At 72.1% G+C, this 21,399-nt stretch carries 18 protein-coding genes; 5 read left to right on the top strand and 13 right to left on the bottom strand.

Annotated elements, in window-relative coordinates:
• Nucleotides 1–8: 8 nt before the first annotated feature.
• Nucleotides 9–746 carry a nucleotidyltransferase domain-containing protein gene (locus HNR20_RS21230; RefSeq protein ID WP_184182500.1) on the top strand — a complete coding sequence of 246 codons (738 nt, stop codon included), beginning with the start codon at nt 9–11 and terminating at the stop codon, nt 744–746.
• Nucleotides 747–752: 6 nt separating this feature from the next.
• Here HNR20_RS21230 and HNR20_RS21225 read toward each other — a convergent pair whose 3' ends face one another.
• Both HNR20_RS21225 and map read right to left on the bottom strand, forming a co-directional pair.
• Nucleotides 753–1,466, bottom strand: coding sequence for a VIT1/CCC1 transporter family protein (locus HNR20_RS21225; protein ID WP_184182498.1), 714 nt, complete (start codon nt 1,464–1,466; stop codon nt 753–755).
• A complete protein-coding gene (gene map / locus HNR20_RS21220; RefSeq protein ID WP_184182496.1) occupies nt 1,463–2,320 on the bottom strand; it encodes a type I methionyl aminopeptidase in 858 nt (285 codons plus the stop codon). The genes HNR20_RS21225 and map overlap by 4 nt, the downstream gene beginning before the upstream one ends.
• Before the next feature lie 95 nt (nt 2,321–2,415).
• Between map and HNR20_RS21215 the strand changes: the two genes are divergently transcribed.
• Nucleotides 2,416–2,730, top strand: a complete 315-nt coding sequence (locus HNR20_RS21215) for an STAS domain-containing protein (RefSeq protein WP_184182494.1) — start codon at nt 2,416–2,418, stop codon at nt 2,728–2,730.
• Between the two features lie 27 nt (nt 2,731–2,757).
• On the opposite strand, the gene HNR20_RS21210 is transcribed toward HNR20_RS21215, so the two are convergent.
• The 6 genes from HNR20_RS21210 to HNR20_RS21185 form a co-directional block, all read right to left on the bottom strand.
• The gene (locus HNR20_RS21210) at nt 2,758–6,435 is read right to left on the bottom strand and encodes a SpoIIE family protein phosphatase (protein WP_184182492.1); all 3,678 of its coding nucleotides are present in this window, start codon (nt 6,433–6,435) and stop codon (nt 2,758–2,760) included.
• Between the two features lie 193 nt (nt 6,436–6,628).
• Nucleotides 6,629–7,180, bottom strand: coding sequence for a pyridoxamine 5'-phosphate oxidase family protein (locus tag HNR20_RS21205; protein WP_184182490.1), 552 nt, complete (start codon nt 7,178–7,180; stop codon nt 6,629–6,631).
• 47 nt (nt 7,181–7,227) lie between these two features.
• On the bottom strand, nt 7,228–7,971 hold the full coding sequence (locus tag HNR20_RS21200; RefSeq protein ID WP_229687461.1) for a gamma-glutamyl-gamma-aminobutyrate hydrolase family protein: 744 nt from the start codon (nt 7,969–7,971) through the stop codon (nt 7,228–7,230).
• Nucleotides 7,968–8,735: a 3-oxoacyl-ACP reductase gene (locus HNR20_RS21195; protein ID WP_184182488.1), complete on the bottom strand. Its 768-nt coding sequence runs from the start codon at nt 8,733–8,735 to the stop codon at nt 7,968–7,970. The genes HNR20_RS21200 and HNR20_RS21195 overlap by 4 nt, the downstream gene beginning before the upstream one ends.
• 5 nt (nt 8,736–8,740) lie before the next feature.
• On the bottom strand, nt 8,741–10,096 hold the full coding sequence (locus tag HNR20_RS21190; RefSeq protein ID WP_184182486.1) for an aldehyde dehydrogenase family protein: 1,356 nt from the start codon (nt 10,094–10,096) through the stop codon (nt 8,741–8,743).
• 51 nt (nt 10,097–10,147) lie between these two features.
• A complete protein-coding gene (locus tag HNR20_RS21185; RefSeq protein ID WP_184182484.1) occupies nt 10,148–11,512 on the bottom strand; it encodes a glutamine synthetase family protein in 1,365 nt (454 codons plus the stop codon).
• 91 nt (nt 11,513–11,603) lie between these two features.
• Between HNR20_RS21185 and HNR20_RS21180 the strand changes: the two genes are divergently transcribed.
• Nucleotides 11,604–12,758 (top strand): PQQ-dependent sugar dehydrogenase, encoded by a 1,155-nt coding sequence (locus HNR20_RS21180; protein ID WP_184182482.1) that lies wholly within the window; start codon nt 11,604–11,606, stop codon nt 12,756–12,758.
• Nucleotides 12,759–12,774: 16 nt separating this feature from the next.
• On the opposite strand, the gene HNR20_RS21175 is transcribed toward HNR20_RS21180, so the two are convergent.
• The 5 genes from HNR20_RS21175 to pcaF all read right to left on the bottom strand — a co-directional run bounded on the left by HNR20_RS21175 (nt 12,775) and on the right by pcaF (nt 19,569).
• Nucleotides 12,775–14,361 (bottom strand): amino acid permease, encoded by a 1,587-nt coding sequence (locus HNR20_RS21175; RefSeq protein ID WP_184182480.1) that lies wholly within the window; start codon nt 14,359–14,361, stop codon nt 12,775–12,777.
• Nucleotides 14,362–14,713: 352 nt separating this feature from the next.
• Complete coding sequence (locus HNR20_RS21170; RefSeq protein ID WP_184182478.1) at nt 14,714–15,214, bottom strand: DUF456 domain-containing protein; 501 nt, start codon at nt 15,212–15,214, stop codon at nt 14,714–14,716.
• 55 nt (nt 15,215–15,269) lie between these two features.
• On the bottom strand, nt 15,270–17,435 hold the full coding sequence (locus HNR20_RS21165; protein WP_184182476.1) for a putative bifunctional diguanylate cyclase/phosphodiesterase: 2,166 nt from the start codon (nt 17,433–17,435) through the stop codon (nt 15,270–15,272).
• Nucleotides 17,436–17,440: 5 nt separating this feature from the next.
• Entirely contained in the window at nt 17,441–18,253 is an 813-nt protein-coding gene (locus tag HNR20_RS21160) for an SAM-dependent methyltransferase (RefSeq protein ID WP_184182474.1), read from the bottom strand.
• A 110-nt stretch (nt 18,254–18,363) separates the two neighbouring features.
• Nucleotides 18,364–19,569: a 3-oxoadipyl-CoA thiolase gene (gene pcaF / locus HNR20_RS21155; RefSeq protein ID WP_184182472.1), complete on the bottom strand. Its 1,206-nt coding sequence runs from the start codon at nt 19,567–19,569 to the stop codon at nt 18,364–18,366.
• 106 nt (nt 19,570–19,675) lie between these two features.
• On the opposite strand from pcaF, the gene HNR20_RS21150 reads away from it, so the two are divergent.
• Both HNR20_RS21150 and HNR20_RS21145 read left to right on the top strand, forming a co-directional pair.
• A complete protein-coding gene (locus tag HNR20_RS21150; protein WP_184182470.1) occupies nt 19,676–20,641 on the top strand; it encodes a glutathione S-transferase family protein in 966 nt (321 codons plus the stop codon).
• Nucleotides 20,634–21,320 carry a DUF998 domain-containing protein gene (locus HNR20_RS21145; RefSeq protein ID WP_184182468.1) on the top strand — a complete coding sequence of 229 codons (687 nt, stop codon included), beginning with the start codon at nt 20,634–20,636 and terminating at the stop codon, nt 21,318–21,320. The genes HNR20_RS21150 and HNR20_RS21145 overlap by 8 nt, the downstream gene beginning before the upstream one ends.
• The last annotated feature ends 79 nt before the right edge of the window (nt 21,321–21,399 follow it).

The following is a 21,399-nucleotide window of genomic DNA, read 5'->3' as shown; positions in this document are numbered from 1 at the left end:
GCATTCCGATGAGCGCGAGCAGCGGAGAGACCGGCGTCGGCCGGGGTTTCGACGATCCACGGTGGATGGTCGCGGAACGGGTCGCCGAGGCGGTTCAGCGGCGTTTCCCGGCCGATGTGCTCGCGGTCGCGGTGCATGGACCGCTGGCCCACGGCGACGATGACGGCGGTGGGGACAGCGAGGCGGGTTTGCTGGTGGTCACCTACCGGCCCGGTTCCGGCCCGCGACCGGCGACCCGGCGGGTGGACGGGGTGCTTGTCGATCTGACCGTGGCCTCCGCCGAGGACTACCTGGCGCAGGCCCGGGTGCTCTCCCCGCTGTGGCCGCTGACCGCCGACCGGTACGTCACCACCCAGGCGTTGCACGACCCGACCGGCTGGTTGCGGACGCTGCGCGACGAGCATCTCGGCCGGCTGGCCCGGGCCCGGCCGGCGGAGTTCAGCACCGCGGCCCGGCAGGCCTGGTATCGGGGCAGCGCGGCGCACGCGCGGGCCGCCCGGCTCGCCGAGTGGTACGAGACCGACCAGGCCCTGCTGATGCTCGGTGAGGCTCGGCTGGCGGCGGCCACGGTGTCCGGCCTGCTGAGCCGGACGTACTTCCGTGACCCGGGGGACGCGGTACGGCGCACCGGGTTGGCCGGCGCGGACATGACCGAGGTGGGTGTGGTGCTGGGTCGGCAGGCCGAGGAGTTGGCCGCCCGCGGTCGGGCGGTCGACGGCACTGTCGACGAACTGCTCACCGCTTGAGCGGTGTCACAGCCCGCCCTGTACGCCGATCAGCGAGCCGATCAGGTAGGTGGCCCCGGCCGCAGCCGCGCCCAGCAGCAGCTGACGCAGCCCGCTGGTCCACCAGGGCCGCCGGGTGAAGCGGGCGACCACCGCACCGGCGGCGAACAGGCCGAGCCCGCCGACGGCGAGTGCCAGCCACAGCTCGGTGGCGCCGAACAGGTACGTCAGCAGCGGGACCAACGCGCCCACCGAGAAGAACAGGAACGACGAGATCGCCGCTGCCCAGGGGCTGGGCTGGTCGTCGGGGTCGACGCCCAACTCCTCGCGGACGTGCACCCGCAGCGCCTCCTCCGGGTCGCGCCGCACCGCCTCCGCGACCTGGGTGGCGAGGTCCCGCGGAAGGCCTCGCGCCACCCAGGCGTCGGCCAGCTCCCGGGCCTCCGCCTCGGGGTGCCGCTCCAGCTCCCGTCGCTCCTTGGCCACCTCGGCGGCGACCTGTTCGTTGGCGGAGCGCACGCTGGTGTACTCGCCGAGCCCCATCGAGATCGCACCGGCCACCAGGCCGGCCGAGCCGGTGAGCACGATGCTGTGCGGCGACACCCCGCCGCCACCGACACCGGCGATCAGGGCGATGTTGGTGACCAGTCCGTCCATCGCGCCGAAGACGGCCGGGCGCAGCCATCCGCCGGAGACGTCCGCGTGGTGCGCCTCGCGCAGCGCGGCCGGGGTGTCGGTCACGGCAGGGTCAGGATTTCGTGACCGTCGTCGGTCACCACGATGGTGTGCTCGAACTGAGCTGTCCACTTCCGGTCCTTGGTGACCACGGTCCACCCGTCGTCCCACATGTCGTACTGGTAGGTGCCGAGCGTGATCATCGGCTCGATGGTGAACGTCATCCCCGGCTCCATGACGTCCGTAGGGCGCGGGCTGTCGTAGTGCGGCACGTAGAGCCCGCTGTGGAAGGCCTCGCCGATGCCGTGGCCGGTGAAGTCGCGGACCACGCCGTAGCCGAACCGCTTGGCGTACGACTCGATGACCCGGCCCACCACGTTGATCTGCCGACCCGGGGCGACCGCGCGGATGCCGCGCATCATGGCCTCGTGGGTCCGCTCGACCAGCAGCCGGGCCTCCTCGCTGACCTCGCCGACGCAGAAGGTGGCATCGGTGTCACCGTGCACCCCGCCGATGTACGCGGTCACGTCGACGTTGATGATGTCGCCGTCGGCCAGGACGGTGGAGTCCGGGATGCCGTGGCAGACGACCTCGTTGAGGCTGGTGCAGCAGGACTTCGGGAAGCCCTTGTAGCCCAGCGTCGACGGGTACGCGCCGTGGTCGCAGAGGAACTCGTGCACCACCTTGTCGATCTCGTCGGTGGTCACGCCGGGCTTGCAGTGCTCGCCGGCGAGCTGGGTCGCCTGGGCGGCGAGTCGGCTGGCGAGCCGCATCTTCTCGATGGTCTCCGGCGTCTGCACGTGCGAGCCGCGCCACTCCTGCGGGCGCTTCTTGCCCACGTACTCCGGTCGGGCGATCTGGGGTGGCACCGGTCGCATCGGGGTGAGCGCGCCTGGTGTCAGCGGCGGACGGACGGTCATGCCGCAAGCCTATCGCCGGGGCCGCTGGTGACCCGCGCCACGGGCGCTCCGGAGGGGTTGTTGCCCTGCCAGGTCGGCTGTGCCATGGTGTCAGCGTGGATCAAGGGGGAGCACCGCCCGTCTTCTCTGCCAGCGCGGAGATCGACGGCGACCACCTCCAGGTGCTGGTGGCCGGCGAGGTGGACATGGCGACCGCCGACACGATGCTCCAGACCGCGCTCCGCGAGCCCGCCAAGCGGATCACCCTCGATCTGAGTGCGGTCACCTTCTTCGACTCGGCCGCCATCCATGCCGTGGTCCGGCTCGCCCAGCAATTTCCGGGCACGCTCACCGTCCTGCCGTCGCGCCAGGTCCGCCGGGTGCTGGAGATCTCCGGCCTGGGCGAGCAGAGCTGGCTCGGGCCGGCCTGAGACACCCCGACGCCGTCGGGCGCACGGTCAGCCCCGCAGCTGCCGGCGCAGCGTCACCTCGGTGCCCTCATCGGTACGCCGCACCGTCAGGTCACCCAAGGCCCTGATCAGGGCCAGGCCACGCCCTCGGAATCCGGAGCCGGTCGACTCACGCCACTGCCCGGTGTCGCGCACGGTGGCCGTCACCGTCCGATCCTCGATGGCCACCTCCACGCTGATGACGGCCTCGACGGGGTGGACCGGATGCTCGATGGCGTTCGCCGCGGCCTCGGAGACGGCGACGGTCAGGTCGAACACGTCCGTCTCGTCGACCGCGTGCGCGACCAGGAAGTCCTCCAGGCGCTTGCGCAGTACGCTCAGCCGGGTCGGGTCCGCCGGTAGCCGCAACGCGAAACGGTTCAGCTCGGCCGCCTCAAGGGCGAGGAGCGCCACGTCGTCGCGGCGCGGTCGCCCGTCGACCCGCTCGACGACCGCGTCGATCAGGTCCGCCACGTGCTCACTGGGGGTCGCCGCGTCGACGCGCAGCTGGGCCAGCGCGGCGTCGATGCCGAGCTGACGGTCCTCGATCAGCCCGTCGGTGTAGAGCAGCAGTCGGCTGCCGGCCGCCAACTCTCCCTCGACCGTCTCGTACGTCGCGCCCGGGATGGCGCCGACCGGCGGGCCGAGCGCACGGCCGTGCAGGAACGCCACGTCACCTCCTCTGATCAGCAGTGGGGACGGGTGACCCGCGCTCGCGTAACGCAGCCGGCCGGTGCGGGGGTTGAACAGCAGGCAGACCACGGTCGCGAAGGAGCGGTGCTCGGTGGACTCGACGAGCCGGTTGAGCCGGGTCAGTGACTCGCCCGGGTCGTAGCCCTCCAGCAGGTACGCCCGCAGGGCGTTGCGCAGTTGCCCCATCGCCGCGGCGGCCTGGACGCCCTTACCGACCACGTCCCCGATGACCAGCACCAGGTCGTCGTCGGAGAGGGCGATCGCGTCGTACCAGTCGCCGCCAACCTCGACGTCGGCGCTGCCGGGCAGGTACCGGCTGGCCAGCACCGCGCCGGGCAGCTGCGGCAGCGACCGCGGCAGCAGGCTGTGCTGCAGGGTGGTGGCGATGCGGTGTTCGGCTTCGTAGAGCTGGGCGTTCTCCAGGCGCACCCCGACCAGCCGGGCGAGCTGGGTCAACGCGGCCTCGTCGGCCTGCGCGTCGTCGCCGGCCGGCCGCCAGACCCGCAACTCGCCGAGCGTGGCGCCGGTGGTGCCGGTCAGCTCGGCCACGAAGGACGGATCGGTGGCGGTGGCGCCGCCGGTGTCCGCCTCCGAGCGCGCCCCGGAGGCGGTGACCACCACCCGCGCGGCCTCGGCGAGGCTCAGCGCGTGCCGGGCGGCGACCTGGAGCACGTCGCCGGTGGAGCGGGCGGTGTTCACGGCCACCGCCGCGTCGGCCAGTGCCCGGAGTCGACGGATGATCTGCCCACGGAGCTGGCCCAGCTCGACGTTGGCCCGGACCCGGGCGATCAACTCCTGGCCGGAGAACGGCTTGGTGAGGTAGTCGTCGGCACCTGCGGAGAGGCCGGCGACGGCCTCCGCGGAGCCGGCCCGGGCCGAGAGCAGCACGATCGGCACATGCCGGGTACGCGGGTCCGCCCGCAGCGCGCTGACCAGCCCGAACCCGTCCAGTCGGGGCATCATCACGTCGGTGAGCACCAGGTCGAACCCACCCTCGCGGGCCAGCGGCAGGGCGACCAACCCGTCGCTCGCGGTGACCACCTCCCAGGTTGGGGAGAGCAGCCGGGTGACGTGCTCGCGCAGGTCCACGTTGTCGTCGACGACCAGGATCCGGCCGGCCGGTGCACCCTTCGTCGGCCGGCCACCTCCGCGCAGAGCGCGGATGCCGTCGTCGAACTCGGGTGCCGGCTCAACGCCGGTCCACAGGGCGGTCTCCGCCACGTAGAGCCGGGCCTGCTCGGGCTCTTCCGCGGGCAGCGGGCCGAACGCCGCCACCCGGTCGGCGGGCAGGTGTGCCGACCCGAACGGCACGGTCACCGAGAAGGTGCTGCCCTCGTCGACCTGGCTGGTCAGCCCGACCTCGCCGCCGTGCATCTCGACCAGCTCCCGGACCAGAGCCAGGCCGATGCCGGTGCCCTCATGGGTGCGCGCACGCACCCCGGGCACCCGGTGGAACCGTTCGAAGACGTGCGGCAGCTCGTCCGGCAGGATCCCGATACCGGTGTCCGTCACCTCCAGGCGGGCCGCGCCGCCCACGTCCCGGACCCGCACCCGGATCTCGCCGTCGAAGGTGAACTTGACAGCGTTCGACACCAGATTGAGGACGATCTTCTCCCACATGTCCCGGTCGACGAAGATCGGCGCCGGCAGCGGCGGACAGTCCACCACCAGCCGCAACCCGGCCCGGTCGGTGGCCGAGCGGAAGGTGCTGGCCAGCCGGGCGGTGTAGCCGGCGAGGTCGGTGGGCTGGTAGCGGGCGGCGAGCCGGCCAGACTCCAGCCGGGAGAAGTCCAGCACGGTGTTGACCAGCTTGAGCAGGCGCAGCGCGTTGCGGTGCATCATGGTGAGCCGGTCGGTCTCGGCCGCGGGTAGTGCCGGGTCGGCCAGCATGTCCTCCAGCGGGCCGAGCACCAGGGTCAGCGGGGTGCGGAACTCGTGGCTGACGTTGGCGAAGAAGTTGGTCTTCGCCAGATCCAGCGCGGCCAGCTCGGCGGCGCGGGCCCGCTCATGCTCGTAAGCCCGCTGCGTGCCGACCGCCCGGGAGATCTGGGCAGCGATCAAATCGAGGAAGTTGCGGTAGTCGTCGCCGAGCGGCAGCAGGCGGGCCACGCCCACGACCAGCGCGCCGACCGCCTGGTTGCTCGCCGTGAGGGGTAGCACGAGGGCCTGGTCGGCGGCGTCGACCGGCGTCGGGTCGAGCAGATCGGCCACGTCGACCGTGGCGGGCGCGACGCCAATCCGGGCAGACAGCTCGGCGGCGCCGACGGCGGCCGGGGCGGCACCGGTGGACCCGACCAGGGTGAGACGACCGCTCTCGTCAGTCAGGTAGATCAAGGCGAAGGGCACATCGGCCCGGTGCCGGTCGAGCACCCCGGCGGCGGTCCGGCCGAGCTCGGCCGCACTGCCGATGTCGCTCAGCTCCGCACCGAGTTCGGCCAGTGCCCGCAGCCGGCGCTCGCCGAGCACCCGCCCGGTGGTCTCGTTGACGATGCAGTAGACGCCACTGACCGAGCCGTCGTCACCCCGGATCGGGTCGTACGAGACGTTGAAGTAGGTCTGCTCGACAAAGCCGTCCCGGTCCAGCAGGAAGGGGTGGTCGTCGCCGCGATAGGAGCGCCCACTGCCCCGGACGCCGTCGAGCAACGGGCCGAGCACCGCCCAGGTCTCCGCCCAGTGCAGACGGGCCGGTTGGCAGAGCACCTCCGGATGTTTGCTGCCGATGGTCGATCGGAAAGCGTCGTTGTAGAAGGCGAGCTGCTCGTCGCCCCAGAACATGACGATCTGGGCGCTGGAGGCGAGCATCATGCCGACCGCGTTGGCAAGCGCCGTCGGCCATCGGTCGGGCCCGCCCAGCGGGCCGGTGGACCAGTCGAAGTCGCCCAGCCGCTCGCCCATCTCGCCACCGGCCGCGAACGCGGCCGTCAGCAGCGCGGGGGTCTCCCGGGCGGGCGCGACGGGATGCCCGATGTCCGCACCCCCCTGGGCCGAGCTCATGCAGCCTCCCGCTCCGGCCGTACCCCGCGACCGTTGATCTTCACCCGCCGTGCTTCGACTTGTACCCAGGCGGACCAGCAACGTAACGCATCACGAGCCATGGACGCTGTTTACGTACGCCGGGGCGGTCGGGCACCGGACGGTGCGGGTACGCACCGGCGTCGAGCGGCGGTCGCCGGAGCGCCCTGACGAGTCAGAAGACCGGAAGCCCGTCGATGCTCGCCGCGTTCCTGGTGGCCCGGTAGACCGCCAGGTCGTCGGCGGTACGGCGGGAGTGCGAGGTGAGCAGCAGGTCGCGTTCGGCGCGGAAGTCCATCAGTGGCACCGCATAGCCGCAGGAGTCGCTGACCCGGTCCACGTCGACGGTGATCACAGCCCGGACGGCGTGCACGTCCGGCGGTGCCGGAAACTCGGCGATCCGGTCGGCGAAGGTCTCCTCGGTCACCGCGACGCTGCTGCCCCGGCCCTGCAACCGGACGATCTTCGGCGGCCCGTCGAAGGCACAGAACATCAGCGTTATCCGGCCGTTGTCCCGCAGGTGGGCGATGGTCTCCGCCCCGCTGCCGTGATAGTCGAGGTAGGCCACCCGGTGCGGGCCGAGAATCACGAACGTGCCCCGCATGCCCTTCGGCGAGACATTGACGTGCCCCTCGGCGCCGGACGGCGCGGTGGCCACGAAGAAGACCGGCTGGCCCACGATGAAGTCGCGCAGTCGACCGTCGATTTCCGGATAGACCTTGCCCATACGGCGATCCTCCCACCGGCCTGTCCAGCGGGCCGGTGCGACTTGCGTCACACCGGGTGACGCCGCGCGATACGTTCGGTCTCGTCCTGGGCCACGACGACCCGAGCAGCCGCCGCGACCAGCGCGCTGATCGGGCGCGGGTCCGGCTCGTTCTCCGGATGCCACTGGACGCCGAGCACGAACGGCAGGGCCGGGTCCTCCACCGCCTCGATCACGCCGTCCTCGGACCAACCGGTGACGGCGAGCCGGCCCGCGTCGGCGACCGCCTGGTGGTGGTACGAGTTGACCCGGTCCACCCCGGCCAACACCGTCGCCGCGAGGCTGCCCGCCGCGAACCGCACCGGGTGGGAGCCGTAGACGCCGGGTGCCGGACGGTGCTCGTCGTGACCGACCACATCCGGCAGGTGCTGGTGCAGGGTGCCGCCGTAGGCCACGGCGAGCAACTGCATACCCCGGCACACGCCCAGCAGCGGCAGCTCGGCGGCGAGCGCGGCGGCCAGCAGGGTCATCTCACCGGCATCCCGGTCCGGTCGGGCCTCGGTACGCGGGTGCGGCGGCTGGCCGTACCGCCCCGGGCCCACATCGGCGCCCCCGGCCAACAGCAGCCCGTCGAGGACGGCCAGCACGTCGCCGTCCCCGTCGTCCGGCGGCAGGACCACCGCCCGGCCACCCGCGGCAGTGACCGCCCGCACATACGCCTCCGGGACCAGCACCGCCGGTACGCCCCGCCAGACCGCCCAGTCGGCCGGCTCGACGTACGCGCTGATCCCGATCAGCGGCCGCCGCCTCACAGCGGGGTGACGTACGCGCCCGTGATGCCGCCGTCGACCACGAACTGCGCGGCGGTCATGAACGAGGCGTCGTCGCTGGCCAGGAACGCCACCGCGGAGGCGATCTCCTCCGGTTGCCCGAAGCGGCCCATCGGCACGTGCACCAGTCGACGGGCGGCCCGCTCCGGGTCGGCGGCGAACAGCTCCAGCAGCAACGGGGTGGCCACCGGGCCGGGGCAGAGCGCGTTGACCCGGATGCCCTCGCGGGCGAACTGCACGCCCAGCTCCCGGGTCATCGCCAGCACGCCGCCCTTGCTGGCGGTGTAAGCGATCTGCGACGTCGCGGCGCCCATCAACGCCACGAACGAGGCGGTGTTGATGATCGACCCTTTGCCCTGCGCGCGCATGTGCGGGATGGCGTACTTGCAGCAGAGGTAGACGCTCGTGGTGTTGACCCGCAGCACCCGCTCCCAGGCGTCCAGGCCGGTGTCCAGGATGGAGTCGTCGTCCGGTGGGGAGATGCCGGCGTTGTTGAACGCGATGTCGACCCGCCCGTGCCGGTCGGCCACCCCGTCGAACAGGTCGCGTACCGCTGACTCGTCGGCGACGTCGGTGGCCACGAACTCGCCGCCGCACTGCTCGGCGGCCTTCTCGCCGGCGGCCGTGTCGATGTCCACGCAGACCACCCGGGCCCCCTCGGCGGCGAACCGCCGCACGGTGGCCAACCCGATCCCGCTGCCCGCCCCGGTGACCACGGCCACCCGGTCCTGCAAACGACCCTGCACTGGCGTCACTCCTCCGTCGCGATGAACACGTTCTTGACGTCCGTGAAGGAGTGCAGCGCGTCCGGGCCCAGCTCACGGCCGAGCCCGGAGCGCTTCATCCCGCCGAACGGGGTCCAGTAGCGCACCGAGGAGTGCGAGTTGACGCTGAGGTTGCCCGACTCGACGGCGCGGGCCAGGCGCAGAGCGCGACCCACGTCCCGGGTCCAGATCGAGCCGGAGAGCCCGTACTCGGTGTCGTTGGCGAGCCGGACCGCGTCGGCCTCGTCGTCGAACGGCAGCACCGAGACCACCGGGCCGAAGATCTCCTCCCGCCAGTGCGGGTCGGCCGGCGAGTCGGCCAGCAGCACGGTGGGCGCGTGCCAGAAGCCGGGGCCGTCGGGGCAGGAGCCGGTGAACGCGACGGTCGCCCCGGCCAGGTGGCCGGCGACCCGGTCCCGGTGAGCCGCGGAGATCAGGGGGCCCATCTCGGCGGTCTCCCGGGACGGGTCCTCCACCCGCACCGCGCGTACCGCTGGTTCGAGTAGTGCCAGGAAGCGGTCGTACACCGGACGCTGGACCAGGATCCGCGACCGTGCGCAGCAGTCCTGGCCGGCGTTGTCGAAGACCGCGCCCGGCGCGGTCGCGGCGGCGCGTTCCAGGTCCGCGTCGGCGAACACGATGTTGGCGCTCTTGCCGCCCAACTCCAGGGTGAGTCGCTTCACCTGGGTGGCGCAGCCGGCCATGATCCGGGTGCCGACCTCGGTGGAGCCGGTGAAGCAGATCTTGCGGACCGCCGGGTGGCTGACGAACCGCTCCCCCACCACGGCGCCCGCACCCGGTACGACGATGAACACGTCGTCGGGCAGGCCCGCCTCGCTGGCCAGGTCGGCCAGCCTAAGCGCGGTGAGCGGGGTCAACTCGGCGGGTTTGAGCACCACGGTGTTGCCGGCGGCGAGGGCCGGGACGAACCCCCAGGCGGCGATCGGCATCGGGAAGTTCCACGGCACGATCACCCCGACCACGCCGAGGGGCTCGTGGAAGGTGACGTCCAGCCCGCCGGGCACCGGGATCTGCCGTCCGGTCAGCCGCTCCGGCGCCCCGGCGTAGTAGTCCAGGACGTCGCGGACGTTGCCGGCCTCCCACCGGGCGTTGCCGATGGTGTGACCGGAGTTGCGGACCTCCAGCGCGGCCAGCTCGTCCAGATGCGCGTCGACGACGGCGGCGAACCGCCGCAGGAGCCGCGCCCGGTCCCCCGGAGCCACCCCCCGCCACGTCTCAAAGGCCTTCGCGGCCCGGTCTATCGCCGCGTCGACCTCCCCCAGGGAGGCCCCCGGAACCTCCCGAAACCCAACCCCGGAAGCCGGATCCACCACGAGAGTCACGCACCCAACCCCCTGCCATCGTCGAGGCCGGCCGGCGTGGGGGTGGGGGTTCTACAGGCGTTCGAAGCCACGGGTCAGCTCCCAGTCCGTCACGGCGGCGTCGAAGGCCGCTAGCTCTACCCTCGCCTGGTTGGCGTAGTGGGCCACCACCTCGGCGCCGAACGCCTCCTGGGCGACAGTGGAGGCCTCCCAGAGGGCCAGGGCGTCGCGCAGGGTGCCGGGAACGCGCTCGGCCTCCGGGTCGTCGTACGCGTTGCCGGTGCACTCCTGCCCCAACTCGAGCTCCCCGTCGATGCCGTGCAGCGCGCCCGCGACCAGCCCGGCGATCGCCAGGTACGGGTTGACGTCAGCGCCGGGCACCCGGTTCTCCACCCGCATGCCCTGCCCGTGCCCCACCACCCGCAGCGCGCAGGTGCGGTTGTCCACCCCCCAGCGCAGCGCCGTCGGGGCGAACGAACCCGGCTGGTAGCGCTTGTAGGAGTTGATGTTCGGGGCGAAGAGCAGGCTGAACTCCCGCATGGTGGCGAGCAGCCCGGCGAGCACCCGCTGCCCGGTCTGCGACAGGTGCGCCGGCCCGTCGCCGAGCATCGCCGAGGCCCCCGCGTTGTCACGCAGCGAGAAGTGGATGTGGCAGGAGTTGCCCTCCCGCGCGTTCGGCTTGGCCATGAAGGTGATCGCCATGCCCTCCTGGGCGGCGATCTCCTTGGCGCCGTTCTTGTAGATCACGTGGTGGTCGGCGCAGGCGACCGCCTCGTCGTAGCGGAAGGCGATCTCGTGCTGGCCGAGGTTGCACTCGCCCTTGGCGCTCTCCGGCGTGAGCCCCGCGCCGGCCATCTCGGTGCGGATCCTGCGCAGTAGCGGCTCCACCCGGGCGGTGCCGAGCAGCGAGTAGTCCACGTTGTACTGGTTCGCCGGGGTGAGGTCGCGGTAACCGCGCCGCCAGGCATCCTCGTACGAGTCGCGGAACAGCACGAACTCCAACTCGGTGCCGGCGTACGCGGTGAGCCCGTGCTCGGCCAGCCGGTCCAACTGCCGGCGCAGGATCTGCCGGGGCGAGGCGACCACGTCACCCGAACCGTCGAGCCAGGTCAGGTCGGCCAGCAGCAGCGCGGAGCCCGGTTGCCAGGGCATCCGGCGCAACGTGTCGAAGTCCGGCACCATCGCGAAGTCGCCGTAGCCACGCTCCCAGCTCGACATCGCGTACCCGTCGACGGTGTTCATGTCGACGTCGACGGCGAGCAGATAGTTGCAACCCTCGCTGCCGTTGGCGACCACCTGGTCGAGGAAGAAGGGCGCGTGGAACCGTTTGCCCTGCAAGCGGCCCTGCATGTCGACGAGGGCCAGCACCACGGTGTCGATCTCACCGGCTTGGACGGCGACCCGCAACTCTTCCAGCGAAAACGGCGTTCTGCTCATCAGCGGGCCTCCATCACCAAGGTCTACTGGCAATCCGGATCACCGTCAATGCCCCCGGCCCGGCCGACGGCAAACCACGCGAGGAGAAGTCATGCGTCTTCGAGTCATATTGACCACCCTCCTCGCCCTCGGGCTGGGCGCGACGGCGAGCGCCGAGGCAGGCACGACGGCCAGCGGTCGGCCGGAGGGCGGATCGGTCCTCGCACTGGGGGCCGGCGATTTCGACTTCGCCCAACCGGACGTCGTCGCGACCGGGCTCGAGGCCCCCTGGGGGCTCGACTTCCTGCCCGACGGCAGCGCCCTCGTGGCCCAGCGCGACCAGGGCACCGTGCTGCGGATTCGACCGGGTCGACCACCCGTGCAGGTCGCCCAGATCACGGGAATGGTCGGCGGCGGCGAGGCGGGCCTGCTCGGCCTGGCGGTCTCGCCCACGTACCGCTTCGACGGGTGGGTCTACGTCTGCTTCACCACCGCGTCCGACATCCGGATCGTGCGGTTCCGACTGAACGCGCCGCGGTACCAGCAGGTGATCCTCAGCGGCCTCGCGCGGGCGTCGGTGCACGACGGCGGCCGGATCGCCTTCGGCCCCGACGGGCTGCTCTACGTCGGCGTTGGTGACGGGGGTGTCCCCGCCAACGCGCAGAACCTGGCCAGCCGGAACGGCAAGATCCTCCGGATCCGGCCGAACGGAGGCATCCCGGCGGGCAATCCGTTCCCCGGCTCGCCCGTGTTCAGCTACGGCCACCGCAACGTGCAGGGTCTGACCTGGGACGCGCAGGGCCGACTGTTCGCCACCGAGTTCGGCCAGAACACGTGGGACGAGGTGAACGTGATCGTCCGCGGCGGCAACTACGGCTGGCCGATCGTGGAGGGCCCGAGCACCGACCCCCGGTTCCGTGCCCCGGTGGTGGTCTGGGCTCCGGCGCAGGCCTCACCGAGCGGCGCCGCCTTCGCGAACGGCACGCTGTTCGTCGCGGCGCTGCGGGGGGCTCGGCTGTGGACCGTTCCGGTCAGCGCCGCCGGCACGGTCGGCACTCCGGCCGCCGAGCTGGTGGGGGCGTACGGCCGGCTTCGTACCGTGGAGTTGGCCCCGGACGGCTCCCTCTGGGTGGCCACCAGCAACCGCGACGGCCGGGGCACGCCGGCCCCTACGGACGATCGCATCCTGCGCTTCACGACCGGCGAGCGGCAGCCGCCGCCCGCCGGTCGTGCCGGATCCCACGCCGCCGACTCCGCGCAGCCCTGATCCGACGGCAGGCGGATCAGTCGGACCCGTCGACCGCCGCCGGCCGTGGTTCGCCCGCCGGTTCCTCGACGGTACGCACGGGGCCGGTGAACCACCTGCGGGCCGAGGCGTACCACCACACGGCGACCACCAACAGCACCCCGCCGACGGCCAGTGGCGCGTAGTTCACCGCCGACCAGGTGAACCCGTCGTTGCCGGGCACCCCGGCGGGAACGATCGGCAACACGAAGTAGACCGCGATGACCACGATCTCGACGACCGCGATCCAGCCGAGCACCTTGTACTTCCGGCCCAGCGTCCACGGCCCCGGAACGAACCTGTCACCCATCCGCAGTCGTAGCGCGATCGGGATGAGGAAGGACAGGTAGAGCCCGAGCACCGCGACGGAGACCACCGCGTAGAAGGCGATCGGGATGCCGGCCGAGCTCTCGTAGAGGGCGGGCAGGGTGAGCACCAGGCCGGCCAGGGTAGCGCCGATGATCGCGTTGACCGGGGTGCCGTTGCGGTCGACCTTCGACCAGAGTCGCCATCCGGGCACCGCCCGGTCGCGGCTGAACGCGTACGCCATCCGGCTCATCGACGTCACGCAGCTCATTCCGCAGAAGAACTGGCCGATGGTGGAGATGATGATGACGACCTTGAAGAAGACCGGGGTCAGCGCGGACTCGAAGATGGCACCGGAGAAGCCGCCCGCGGCGTTGACCGCCTCGACGTCGGTGGCCGCGAACAGGAACGCCAGCAGCAGGATCCAACCACCGATCGCCGAGTAGAAGATCGACTGCCAGAGCCCACGGGCCGCGGCCTGCGAGGCGCCCCGGGTCTCCTCGGAGACGTGCGCGCAGGCGTCGAAGCCGGTGATCGTGTACTGGGTCAGCAGGAAGCCCAGCGGCAACACGTAGAACCAGAACGTCAGCCCGCCGATGTCCCCGTCACCGAAGCCGGAGTTGTTGAACCGCTCGGTGAACACGAACTGGAAGCTCTGGTGGTTGTCGGGCACGAAGACCAGGATGGCCACCACGACGGCCGCGCCGGCCACGTGCCACCAGACCGAGACGTTCTGGAGTACGTCGATGATCCGGTGCCCGAAGATGTTGATCAGGCCGTGCAGCGCCAGAATGATCACGAACAGGATGAACGCCTGCCGCAGCGTCCCGGCCCAGCCGTCGAAGAGCGCCGACAGGGTCAGGTTGAGAAACGTCGCGCAGCCGTAGTCGACCGAGGCGGTGACCGCCACCAGCCCGATCAGGTTCAACCAGCCGGTGAACCAGCCGTGCACCGGGCGACCCATGGTGGCCGCCCACCAGTAGATCCCGCCCGCGGTCGGGTACGCCGACACCAGCTCCGCCATGCAGAAGCCGATGATCAGGATGAACAGCGAGATCAGCGGCCAGCCCCAGGAGATGGCGACCGGTCCGCCGTTGTTCCACGCCTGACCGAAGGTGGTGAAGCAGCCGGCCAGGATCGAGATGATCGAGAACGAGATGGCGAAGTTGGAGAAGCCACTCCATTTGCGGCGCAGCTCCTGTTTGTAGCCGAGTTCGGCGAGCCGTCGGGCGTCGTCGTCCATCGGATGCTCGGCGGTTGGCACGGGGGTCGTTGCCACTGCACACCTCCCTGAGGTGGTTCCGCGTGCGAGTGCGCAAAGTGTCGTCCCGGCCGATCAAGGCGGTCAATACGATGTCGGTGGGAATCTCACCGCCGTCGCGGCTAATTACGTTGCCATCAGGCCGACCCGGACCCCATCCTTGACCCGTGACCAGGCCCGATCGCGACGGGCCACCCCCGGGCGCTCGGACCGCCCGGACCGCGGCGGCGCGGGGCACGCCTCTCTCTCCGTACGGCGATCCGCCGTACCCACAAGGTGCCCCGCGCCCCCTCCCCACGATCGAGAGGCCGGCGTCATGGTTTCGGCCATGCCCGACGCCGGCCTCTCGATCACCGCGGCGGAGCGGCGGTCAGGTCAGCAGGAGGCCGACCACCCAGAGGGCCGCGACGAGCAGGCCCGCCCCAAGCTCCACCAGCATCGACAGGCCGACGGCTTTGAGCGCCTGCACGGTCGACGGCCAGGCGAGCTGATTGCTGCCCAGCCGCAGCCGCTCCGCCGCCCACACCCCGGCGACGAAGCCGAGCACCAGCCCGACGACCGGCACCACGAAGAACCCGACGATGCCGAGCACCCCACCGGCGAGCAGCGTGGACGTCGGCACACCCGTGCGCTTCAGGTTCCGGCCGGGCCACGCGTACTTGATCACGGTGCCACCCCCGGCGACCAGCGTGGCGGCGGCGAACACCGCCCAGCCGCCCGCGCCGGCCCCGCCGAAGATCGCCCAGACCAGCACGCCACCCCAGCACAGCGGCAGCGCCGGCAGGCCGGGCACCACCACGCCGGCCAACCCGGCCAGGATGGCCAGCCCGGCCACCACCGTCACCACCGTCTGCGAGTCGTTCAGGCTCACGCCGCCGCCTTCCGCCGCCACCATCGGGACCGTCCGAGCCGCACCGAACCCTCGCTCACGCCGTCGCCTCGCCGCGCAACCGGGCGGTGATCGCGTCGGCCGGGGCAGGGGCGCCGAAGTATCGGCCCTGCCCGGTGTCGCAGCGCAGCGCCCGCAACCGTTCCGCCTGCACCCCGGTTTCCACGGCCTCGGCGGTGACCCACAATTCCAAGGCGTGCGCCAACCGGACCAACGCGTCGACGATCCGTTCGTCGCGGTGGTCGGCGGCGACGTCGGTCCCGTCGGCGCGGATGCCCTCGACGAACGGGCCGGCGAGCTTCAGGGAGTGGATCGGCAGCCGCCGCAGGTACGCGAGGTTCGAGTAACCGGTGCCGAAATCGTCCACGGCCAGCCGGACGCCGAGCGCGGCGAGCCGGTGCAGGCTGCGCAGGGGCTCACCGGCGCTGCCCATCACGGCGCTTTCGGTCAGCTCCAGTTGCAGCAGCTCCGCGGGCAGCCCGCTGGTGTGCAGCGCGTCGGCCACGGTGTCCACGATCGCCGGGTCGTCGGCTTGTCGCGCGGCCAGGTTCACGCTGACCACCAGCTTGGAGTCGGGGAACTCCCGCCGCCACTGCTCGGCGTCGTGACAGGCCCGCCGCAGCACCCACTCACCGAGCCGGACGATCAGGCCGGTCTCCTCGGCCAGGCCGATGAACTGGTCCGGCCCGATCAGGCCCAGCTCCGGGTGCTCCCACCGGACCAGCGCCTCCACCGCGAGCATGGTGCCCTCCAGCAGCGACACGATCGGCTGGTAGTGCAGCACGAACTCGCCCCGGTCGAGTGCGGCCGGCAGCCCGGCGACCAGTGCCGAGCGGGCGATGTCCCGAGCGCTGCGCTCCGGGTCGTAGACCGCCCATTGGCCCCGGCCGGCCCCCTTGGCCCAGTAGAGCGTGGTGTCGGCGGCCTTCATCAGCTCGGACGCGGTGGTCTCCGCGACCGGGCACTGCACGATGCCCACACTGGCCGAGACGGCCAACTGATGGTCACCAACGTGCACCGGGGCGGCGACGGCGGCCAGCGCGGCCTCCGCGACGGCCACCGCGTCGTCGATGTCGTTCCCCCCGTCGACGAGGATCACGAACTCGTCGCCACCCATCCGGGCGACCAGATGGCCGTGGTCGGCCACGCACGCCGCCAGCCGCTGGCCAATCATCACCAGCAGTTGGTCGCCGAGGTCGTGGCCGAGGCTGTCGTTGATCGCCTTGAAGCCGTCCAGGTCGAGGAAGCACACCCCGACCCGCTGTCCGGCGGCTGCGGTGTCGAGGACCCGGCCCAGCGTCTCGAAGAACAGCGTCCGGTTGGGCAGCCCGGTCAGCGGGTCGTGCAGCGCCTGGAAGCTCAACCGCTGCTGGAGCGCGTACCGCTGGGTGATGTCCTTGACCATCGCGACGGTGAACCGGGGCCGGCCGTCGCTGTGCCGGATCAGCGAGACGGCCAGGTCCGTCCAGACCATGGTGCCGTCCTTGCGGTGGTAGCGCTTCTCCAGCCGGGCCGCGTCGTGCTTGCCCTCGACCAGCCCCTGGTAGAGCTCCCACATGCCGGCGGCGTCGTCGGCGTGGAACAGCGCCGCCACGTTGGTGTCGCGCAGCTCCTCGATCGAGTAACCGAGCATGTCCGCGAAGGCCTGGTTGACATCGATGATCCGGCTGTCCACGTCGGCGATGCCGATTCCGATCGCGGCACCGGTGAAGATTGCCCGGAACCGGGCCTCGCTGTCGCGCAGCGCCTGCTCGACCTCGTCGCGCGCCTTCCAGGCCGACCGGGCGATCCGCTCCTGCTGTTTGAAGGTGCGGTCACGCAGCGCGCGGGCGAACCCGGCGGCCAGCCCGCCCTGCACGGCCGCGATCCGGTCCGCGAGGTCGGCCGGCCGGTCGGCGACGGCCAGCACCCGGCGCGGGAAGTCCACACCGAGGGCGTGCAACGTCCAGGCCAGGGCCTGCGGCTCGGTGAGGTGCGCCTCCACCAGCGCCCGCCCGACCTCCTCGGCAGGGCGGGCGCTGAACGGCTCCGCCCGCACCACCTGCTCCAGCCGGATCGTGTGCGCCAGCAGCAGCCGCTCGGTCTCAACCACACTGAGCGGCACGAACCCGAGACGGCGTACCGCGCGGGCCCAGTCGGCGGCGTACCCCTGGGCGTCGGCCCGGCCGGCGTCGACCCCGGCGGAGTCCGGGACGGCGGCCATTCCGATCAGCCGGCGGGCTGGTCGTACCGGGCGACGCCGCCGAAGGCGCCGAACCGCTCCGGGTGCTCGTCCACGTCGGACGGTGAGTCGGGACGCCAGAGCGGCATGTGCACCACGCCCGGTTCGAGGACCGTCCAGTCCCCGAAGAAGCCGGTGACCTGGGCGCGGGAGCGCAGGGTTATCTCGGTGGCCGTCCGCGCGGACAGCCGCTGGGCGTCCAGCATCTCCTGCGGTTGGTCCTCGAAGGTGGAGTGCGAGACGACCAGGAAGCTGCCCGGCGCGGCAGCGGCCCGCAGGCTGGCCAGGATCTCCTCAGGCCGGTCGCCGTCCGGAATGAAGTGCACGACCCCGGCCAGCAGGATGCCCATCGGCCGGCTGAAGTCGATCAGCCCGAGCTGCCGGGTCTCGGCGAGGATCTTCTCCGGCTCCCGCAGGTCGGCGTGGATGACCCCGGTCAGCTCGTTGCCGGCGAGCAACTCCCGGCTGTGCGCGACCGCCACCGGGTCGATGTCGACATACACCACCCGGGCCTCGGGGTTCACCCCCTGCGCGACCTCGTGCACGTTGCCCACGGTGGGAATTCCGGAGCCGATGTCGAGAAACTGGTCGATGCCGGCGTCGAGCAGCACCCGTACGGCCCGACGGAGGAACTCGCGGCCGGAGCGCATGGTGGCGGCGAGATTCGGCGTCATGCTCGCGATCTGGTCGGCCAACTGCCGGTCGATCTCGAAGTTGTGCGCCCCACCCAGGAAATAGTCGTACACCCGGGCCGCGCTCGGCCTGGTCAGATCGATATCGGTCGGCAGTCCGTCGGGCATCAGCGTGCTCCCCAGTTCATCGCCGCGGCGCGGGCCGACACCAGCGTCGGGGCGCACCGAGGGCACGCGCGAGCACCGGTCGACCCGCGGGTCGTGTGGTGTGGACCACTCTAGGCGGCTGACTCCAGCATCAGGGAGATGCCTTGACCAACGCCGATGCACATGGTGGCCAGAGCCCGGCGGCCACCGCGACGGCGCAGCTCCAGCGCGGCGGTCAGCGCCAGCCGCGCGCCGCTGGCGCCGAGCGGGTGCCCCAGCGCGATGGCGCCACCGTTCGGGTTGACGTGTTCGGCGTCCACCGGCAGCCCCAGCTCACGCAGCACCGCCACGGACTGCGCGGCGAACGCCTCGTTGAGCTCCACCACGTCGACCGCGCTCAACTCGACACCAAGCCGGGCGAGCAGCTTGCGGGTGGCCGGCACCGGGCCGATCCCCATGATCCGGGGCGGCACGCCGGCCGCCGCCGCGCCGCTGATCCGCGCCAGCGGCGTGAGGCCGTACCGCTGCACCGCCGCCTCGCTGGCGACCAGCAGCGCGACCGCGCCGTCATTGACGCCCGAGGAGTTGCCCGCGGTCACCGTGCCGCCGTCCCGGAACGGGGTGGGCAGCGCGGCGAGCTTCGCAAGCGTGGTCTCCCGCGGGTGCTCGTCGACCTCGACCAACCGGGTCTCTCGACGACCGGCCGGCACGGACACCGCCACGATCTCCTCGGCGAACCGACCGTCGGCCTGCGCCTTGGCCGCGCGCTGCTGCGAGCGGTACGCGAAGGCGTCCTGCTCGGCCCGGCTCACGCCGTACTCGGCGGCCACGTTCTCCGCCGTCTCCGGCATCGAGTCGACGCCCCACCCGTCGGCCATCAACGGGTTGACCAGCCGCCAACCCAGGGTGGTGTCGTACACCTCGGCCGAGCGGGAGTACGCCGACGTCGCCTTCGGCATGACGAACGGCGCCCGGCTCATGCTCTCCACCCCGCCGGCGATCACCAGCTCCGCGTCCCCGGCCACGATCGACCGGGCCGCCGTGGCGAGGGCATCCAGCCCGGAGCCGCAGAGCCGGTTGACCGTGCTGCCCGGCACCTCCTCCGGCAGGCCGGCCAGCAGCGCCGCCATCCGGGCCACGTTGCGGTTGTCCTCGCCGGCCTGGTTGGCGCAGCCGAGCACGACGTCGTCCACCCGCGCCCAGTCCACCGACGGGTGGCGGGCGACCAACTCGCGGATCACGTGCCCGGCCAGGTCGTCGGGACGGACACCGGCCAACGCGCCCGCGTACCGGCCGATCGGGGTACGGACGCCGGCCACCAGGTATGCCACGGTCATCGCGAGTCCTTAGGGGGTGCAGACGGCGGGGGTGGGGGCCGCCCACCGGGTCGCGGGGGCTGCCAGGCGCCAGGATATCCGCGCGCGCAGCGGATAGGTTGGCGGCATGGCCCGGGCCCAGTTCAGCGCAGAGACCAGCGGCGGTGGCGCGTTCGTCCGCCAGCCCAACCGGTTCACCGGTCGGGTCACCGCCGACTCGACCTCCCCGCCCGGTGGCGGGCCGGACGAGCAGGGCCGCTGGCCGCTGGAGGCCGACCGGTACCGGCTGATCTGGTGCCGCGCCTGCCCGTGGGCGCACCGGGCGCGGATCGTGCGCGGCCTGCTCGGGCTGGACGACGCGATCTCGCTGGGCACCGTCGACCCGATCCGGGACGAGCGGGGCTGGGCGTTCGCCCTCGACCCGGACGGCTTCGACCCGGTCCTCGGCGTGAGCTTCCTCTCCGAGGCGTACCTGGCCACCGACCCGGACTACACCGGCCGGGTGACCGTGCCGGCGCTGGTCGACACCCTGACCGGCCGGGTCGTCACCAACGACTACCCGCAGCTCACCCTCGACCTCTCCACCGAGTGGCGGCGGCTGCACGCCCCCGACGCGCCGGATCTGTACCCGGTCGCGCTGCGCCCCGAGATGGACGCGCTGATGGCCGAGATCCACACCGACGTCAACAACGGGGTCTACCGGTGCGGGTTCGCCACCTCGCAGGAGGCGTACGACGAGGCCTTCCGGGCTCTCTTCGCCCGACTGGACGCGCTCTCCGAGCGGCTGGCCGGGCAGCGTTACCTGCTCGGCGACGCGATCACCGAGGCCGACGTGCGGCTGTTCACCACGTTGGTCCGCTTCGACGCCGCGTACCACGGGCACTTCAAGTGCAACCGCAACAAGCTGACCGAGATGCCGGTGCTCTGGGCGTACGCCCGGGACCTGTTCCAGACCCCGGGCTTCGGCGAGACGGTGGACTTCGATCACATCAAGCGGCACTACTACGGCACCCACCGGGAGATCAACCCAAGCGGCATCGTGCCGCTCGGGCCTGACGAGTCCGGCTGGAGCACGCCGCACGGGCGTGGCTGAGCCGGGTCGGCGCGGCACGACGACCGCGCCGAAGGCCCGCGCGGACGTCGCTCGCCGGGTCGCCGGGTCTGCCGCCGCCGGCTGCGCGCTGGCCGGTGCGGTGGCGGTGACGGTCGCCGTGGTCGCCGGTCCCGGTCCGGGGCTCACCGGGTACGTCAGCGAGGCGGGCATTGCCGGCAGTGGACACGCCGCGACGTACCGGATCGGGGTCCTCGCTCTGGCTGGCGCGCTGCTGCTGGTCGGCGCGGCGCTGCCGCCCGGGGTGTGGGCGGCGCCGGCGCTGCTTGCCACCGGTGCCGTGTTCACCGCCGTGTCCGGGGCGGTGACCTGCTCCGCCGGGTGCCCGCTGCCGCCGTTCGAGCGGGCCACGGCGGCGGATCTGGTGCACGGCGGCGCGAGCATCGCGGCGACCGCGGCGGTGGTCTTCGCGATGATCACGCTCACCGTCTCCGGGCCGGCCGGCCCGGCGGTGCGCTGGCTGGCCCGCGTGGCCGCCGCGGTGGCCCTACCGCTCTGCGCGACGGTCGGCCTGGCCATGCTCGTCGTCGGCCGGGGCACGGTGGTGGGTGTGCTGGAGCGACTGATCCTCGCGCTGGCCGTCGTGTGGGGCATTACAACCGCCACCACTCTCGCCCTGGACCGGTGGCCCCCCGCCAAGATCCGGCTGGAAGATCTGTAAGGAGCCTCACGCTGACGGCTCCTTGCGATCCAGCACGGCCGGGGTAGCCTCGTCGAGCGATGACCAATGTCTGGGGCCT

This window comes from Micromonospora parathelypteridis (assembly GCF_014201145.1).
GTDB classification, from domain to species: domain Bacteria; phylum Actinomycetota; class Actinomycetes; order Mycobacteriales; family Micromonosporaceae; genus Micromonospora; species Micromonospora parathelypteridis.
The sequence above is the reverse complement of the archived record's forward strand: the minus strand, read 5'-3'. Positions and strand labels throughout refer to the sequence as shown.

Excerpts from the sequence above, each read along its gene's own strand:
- HNR20_RS21230 (WP_184182500.1), top strand. The coding sequence starts at position 9 with ATGAGCGCGAGCAGCGGAGAGACCGGCGTCGGCCGGGGTTTCGACGAT.
- map (WP_184182496.1), bottom strand. The coding sequence starts at position 2,320 with ATGACCGTCCGTCCGCCGCTGACACCAGGCGCGCTCACCCCGATGCGA.
- HNR20_RS21210 (WP_184182492.1), bottom strand. The coding sequence starts at position 6,435 with ATGAGCTCGGCCCAGGGGGGTGCGGACATCGGGCATCCCGTCGCGCCC.
- HNR20_RS21205 (WP_184182490.1), bottom strand. The coding sequence starts at position 7,180 with ATGGGCAAGGTCTATCCGGAAATCGACGGTCGACTGCGCGACTTCATC.
- HNR20_RS21185 (WP_184182484.1), bottom strand. The coding sequence starts at position 11,512 with ATGAGCAGAACGCCGTTTTCGCTGGAAGAGTTGCGGGTCGCCGTCCAA.
- HNR20_RS21180 (WP_184182482.1), top strand. The coding sequence starts at position 11,604 with ATGCGTCTTCGAGTCATATTGACCACCCTCCTCGCCCTCGGGCTGGGC.
- HNR20_RS21165 (WP_184182476.1), bottom strand. The coding sequence starts at position 17,435 with ATGGCCGCCGTCCCGGACTCCGCCGGGGTCGACGCCGGCCGGGCCGAC.
- HNR20_RS21160 (WP_184182474.1), bottom strand. The coding sequence starts at position 18,253 with ATGCCCGACGGACTGCCGACCGATATCGATCTGACCAGGCCGAGCGCG.
- pcaF (WP_184182472.1), bottom strand. The coding sequence starts at position 19,569 with ATGACCGTGGCATACCTGGTGGCCGGCGTCCGTACCCCGATCGGCCGG.
- HNR20_RS21150 (WP_184182470.1), top strand. The coding sequence starts at position 19,676 with ATGGCCCGGGCCCAGTTCAGCGCAGAGACCAGCGGCGGTGGCGCGTTC.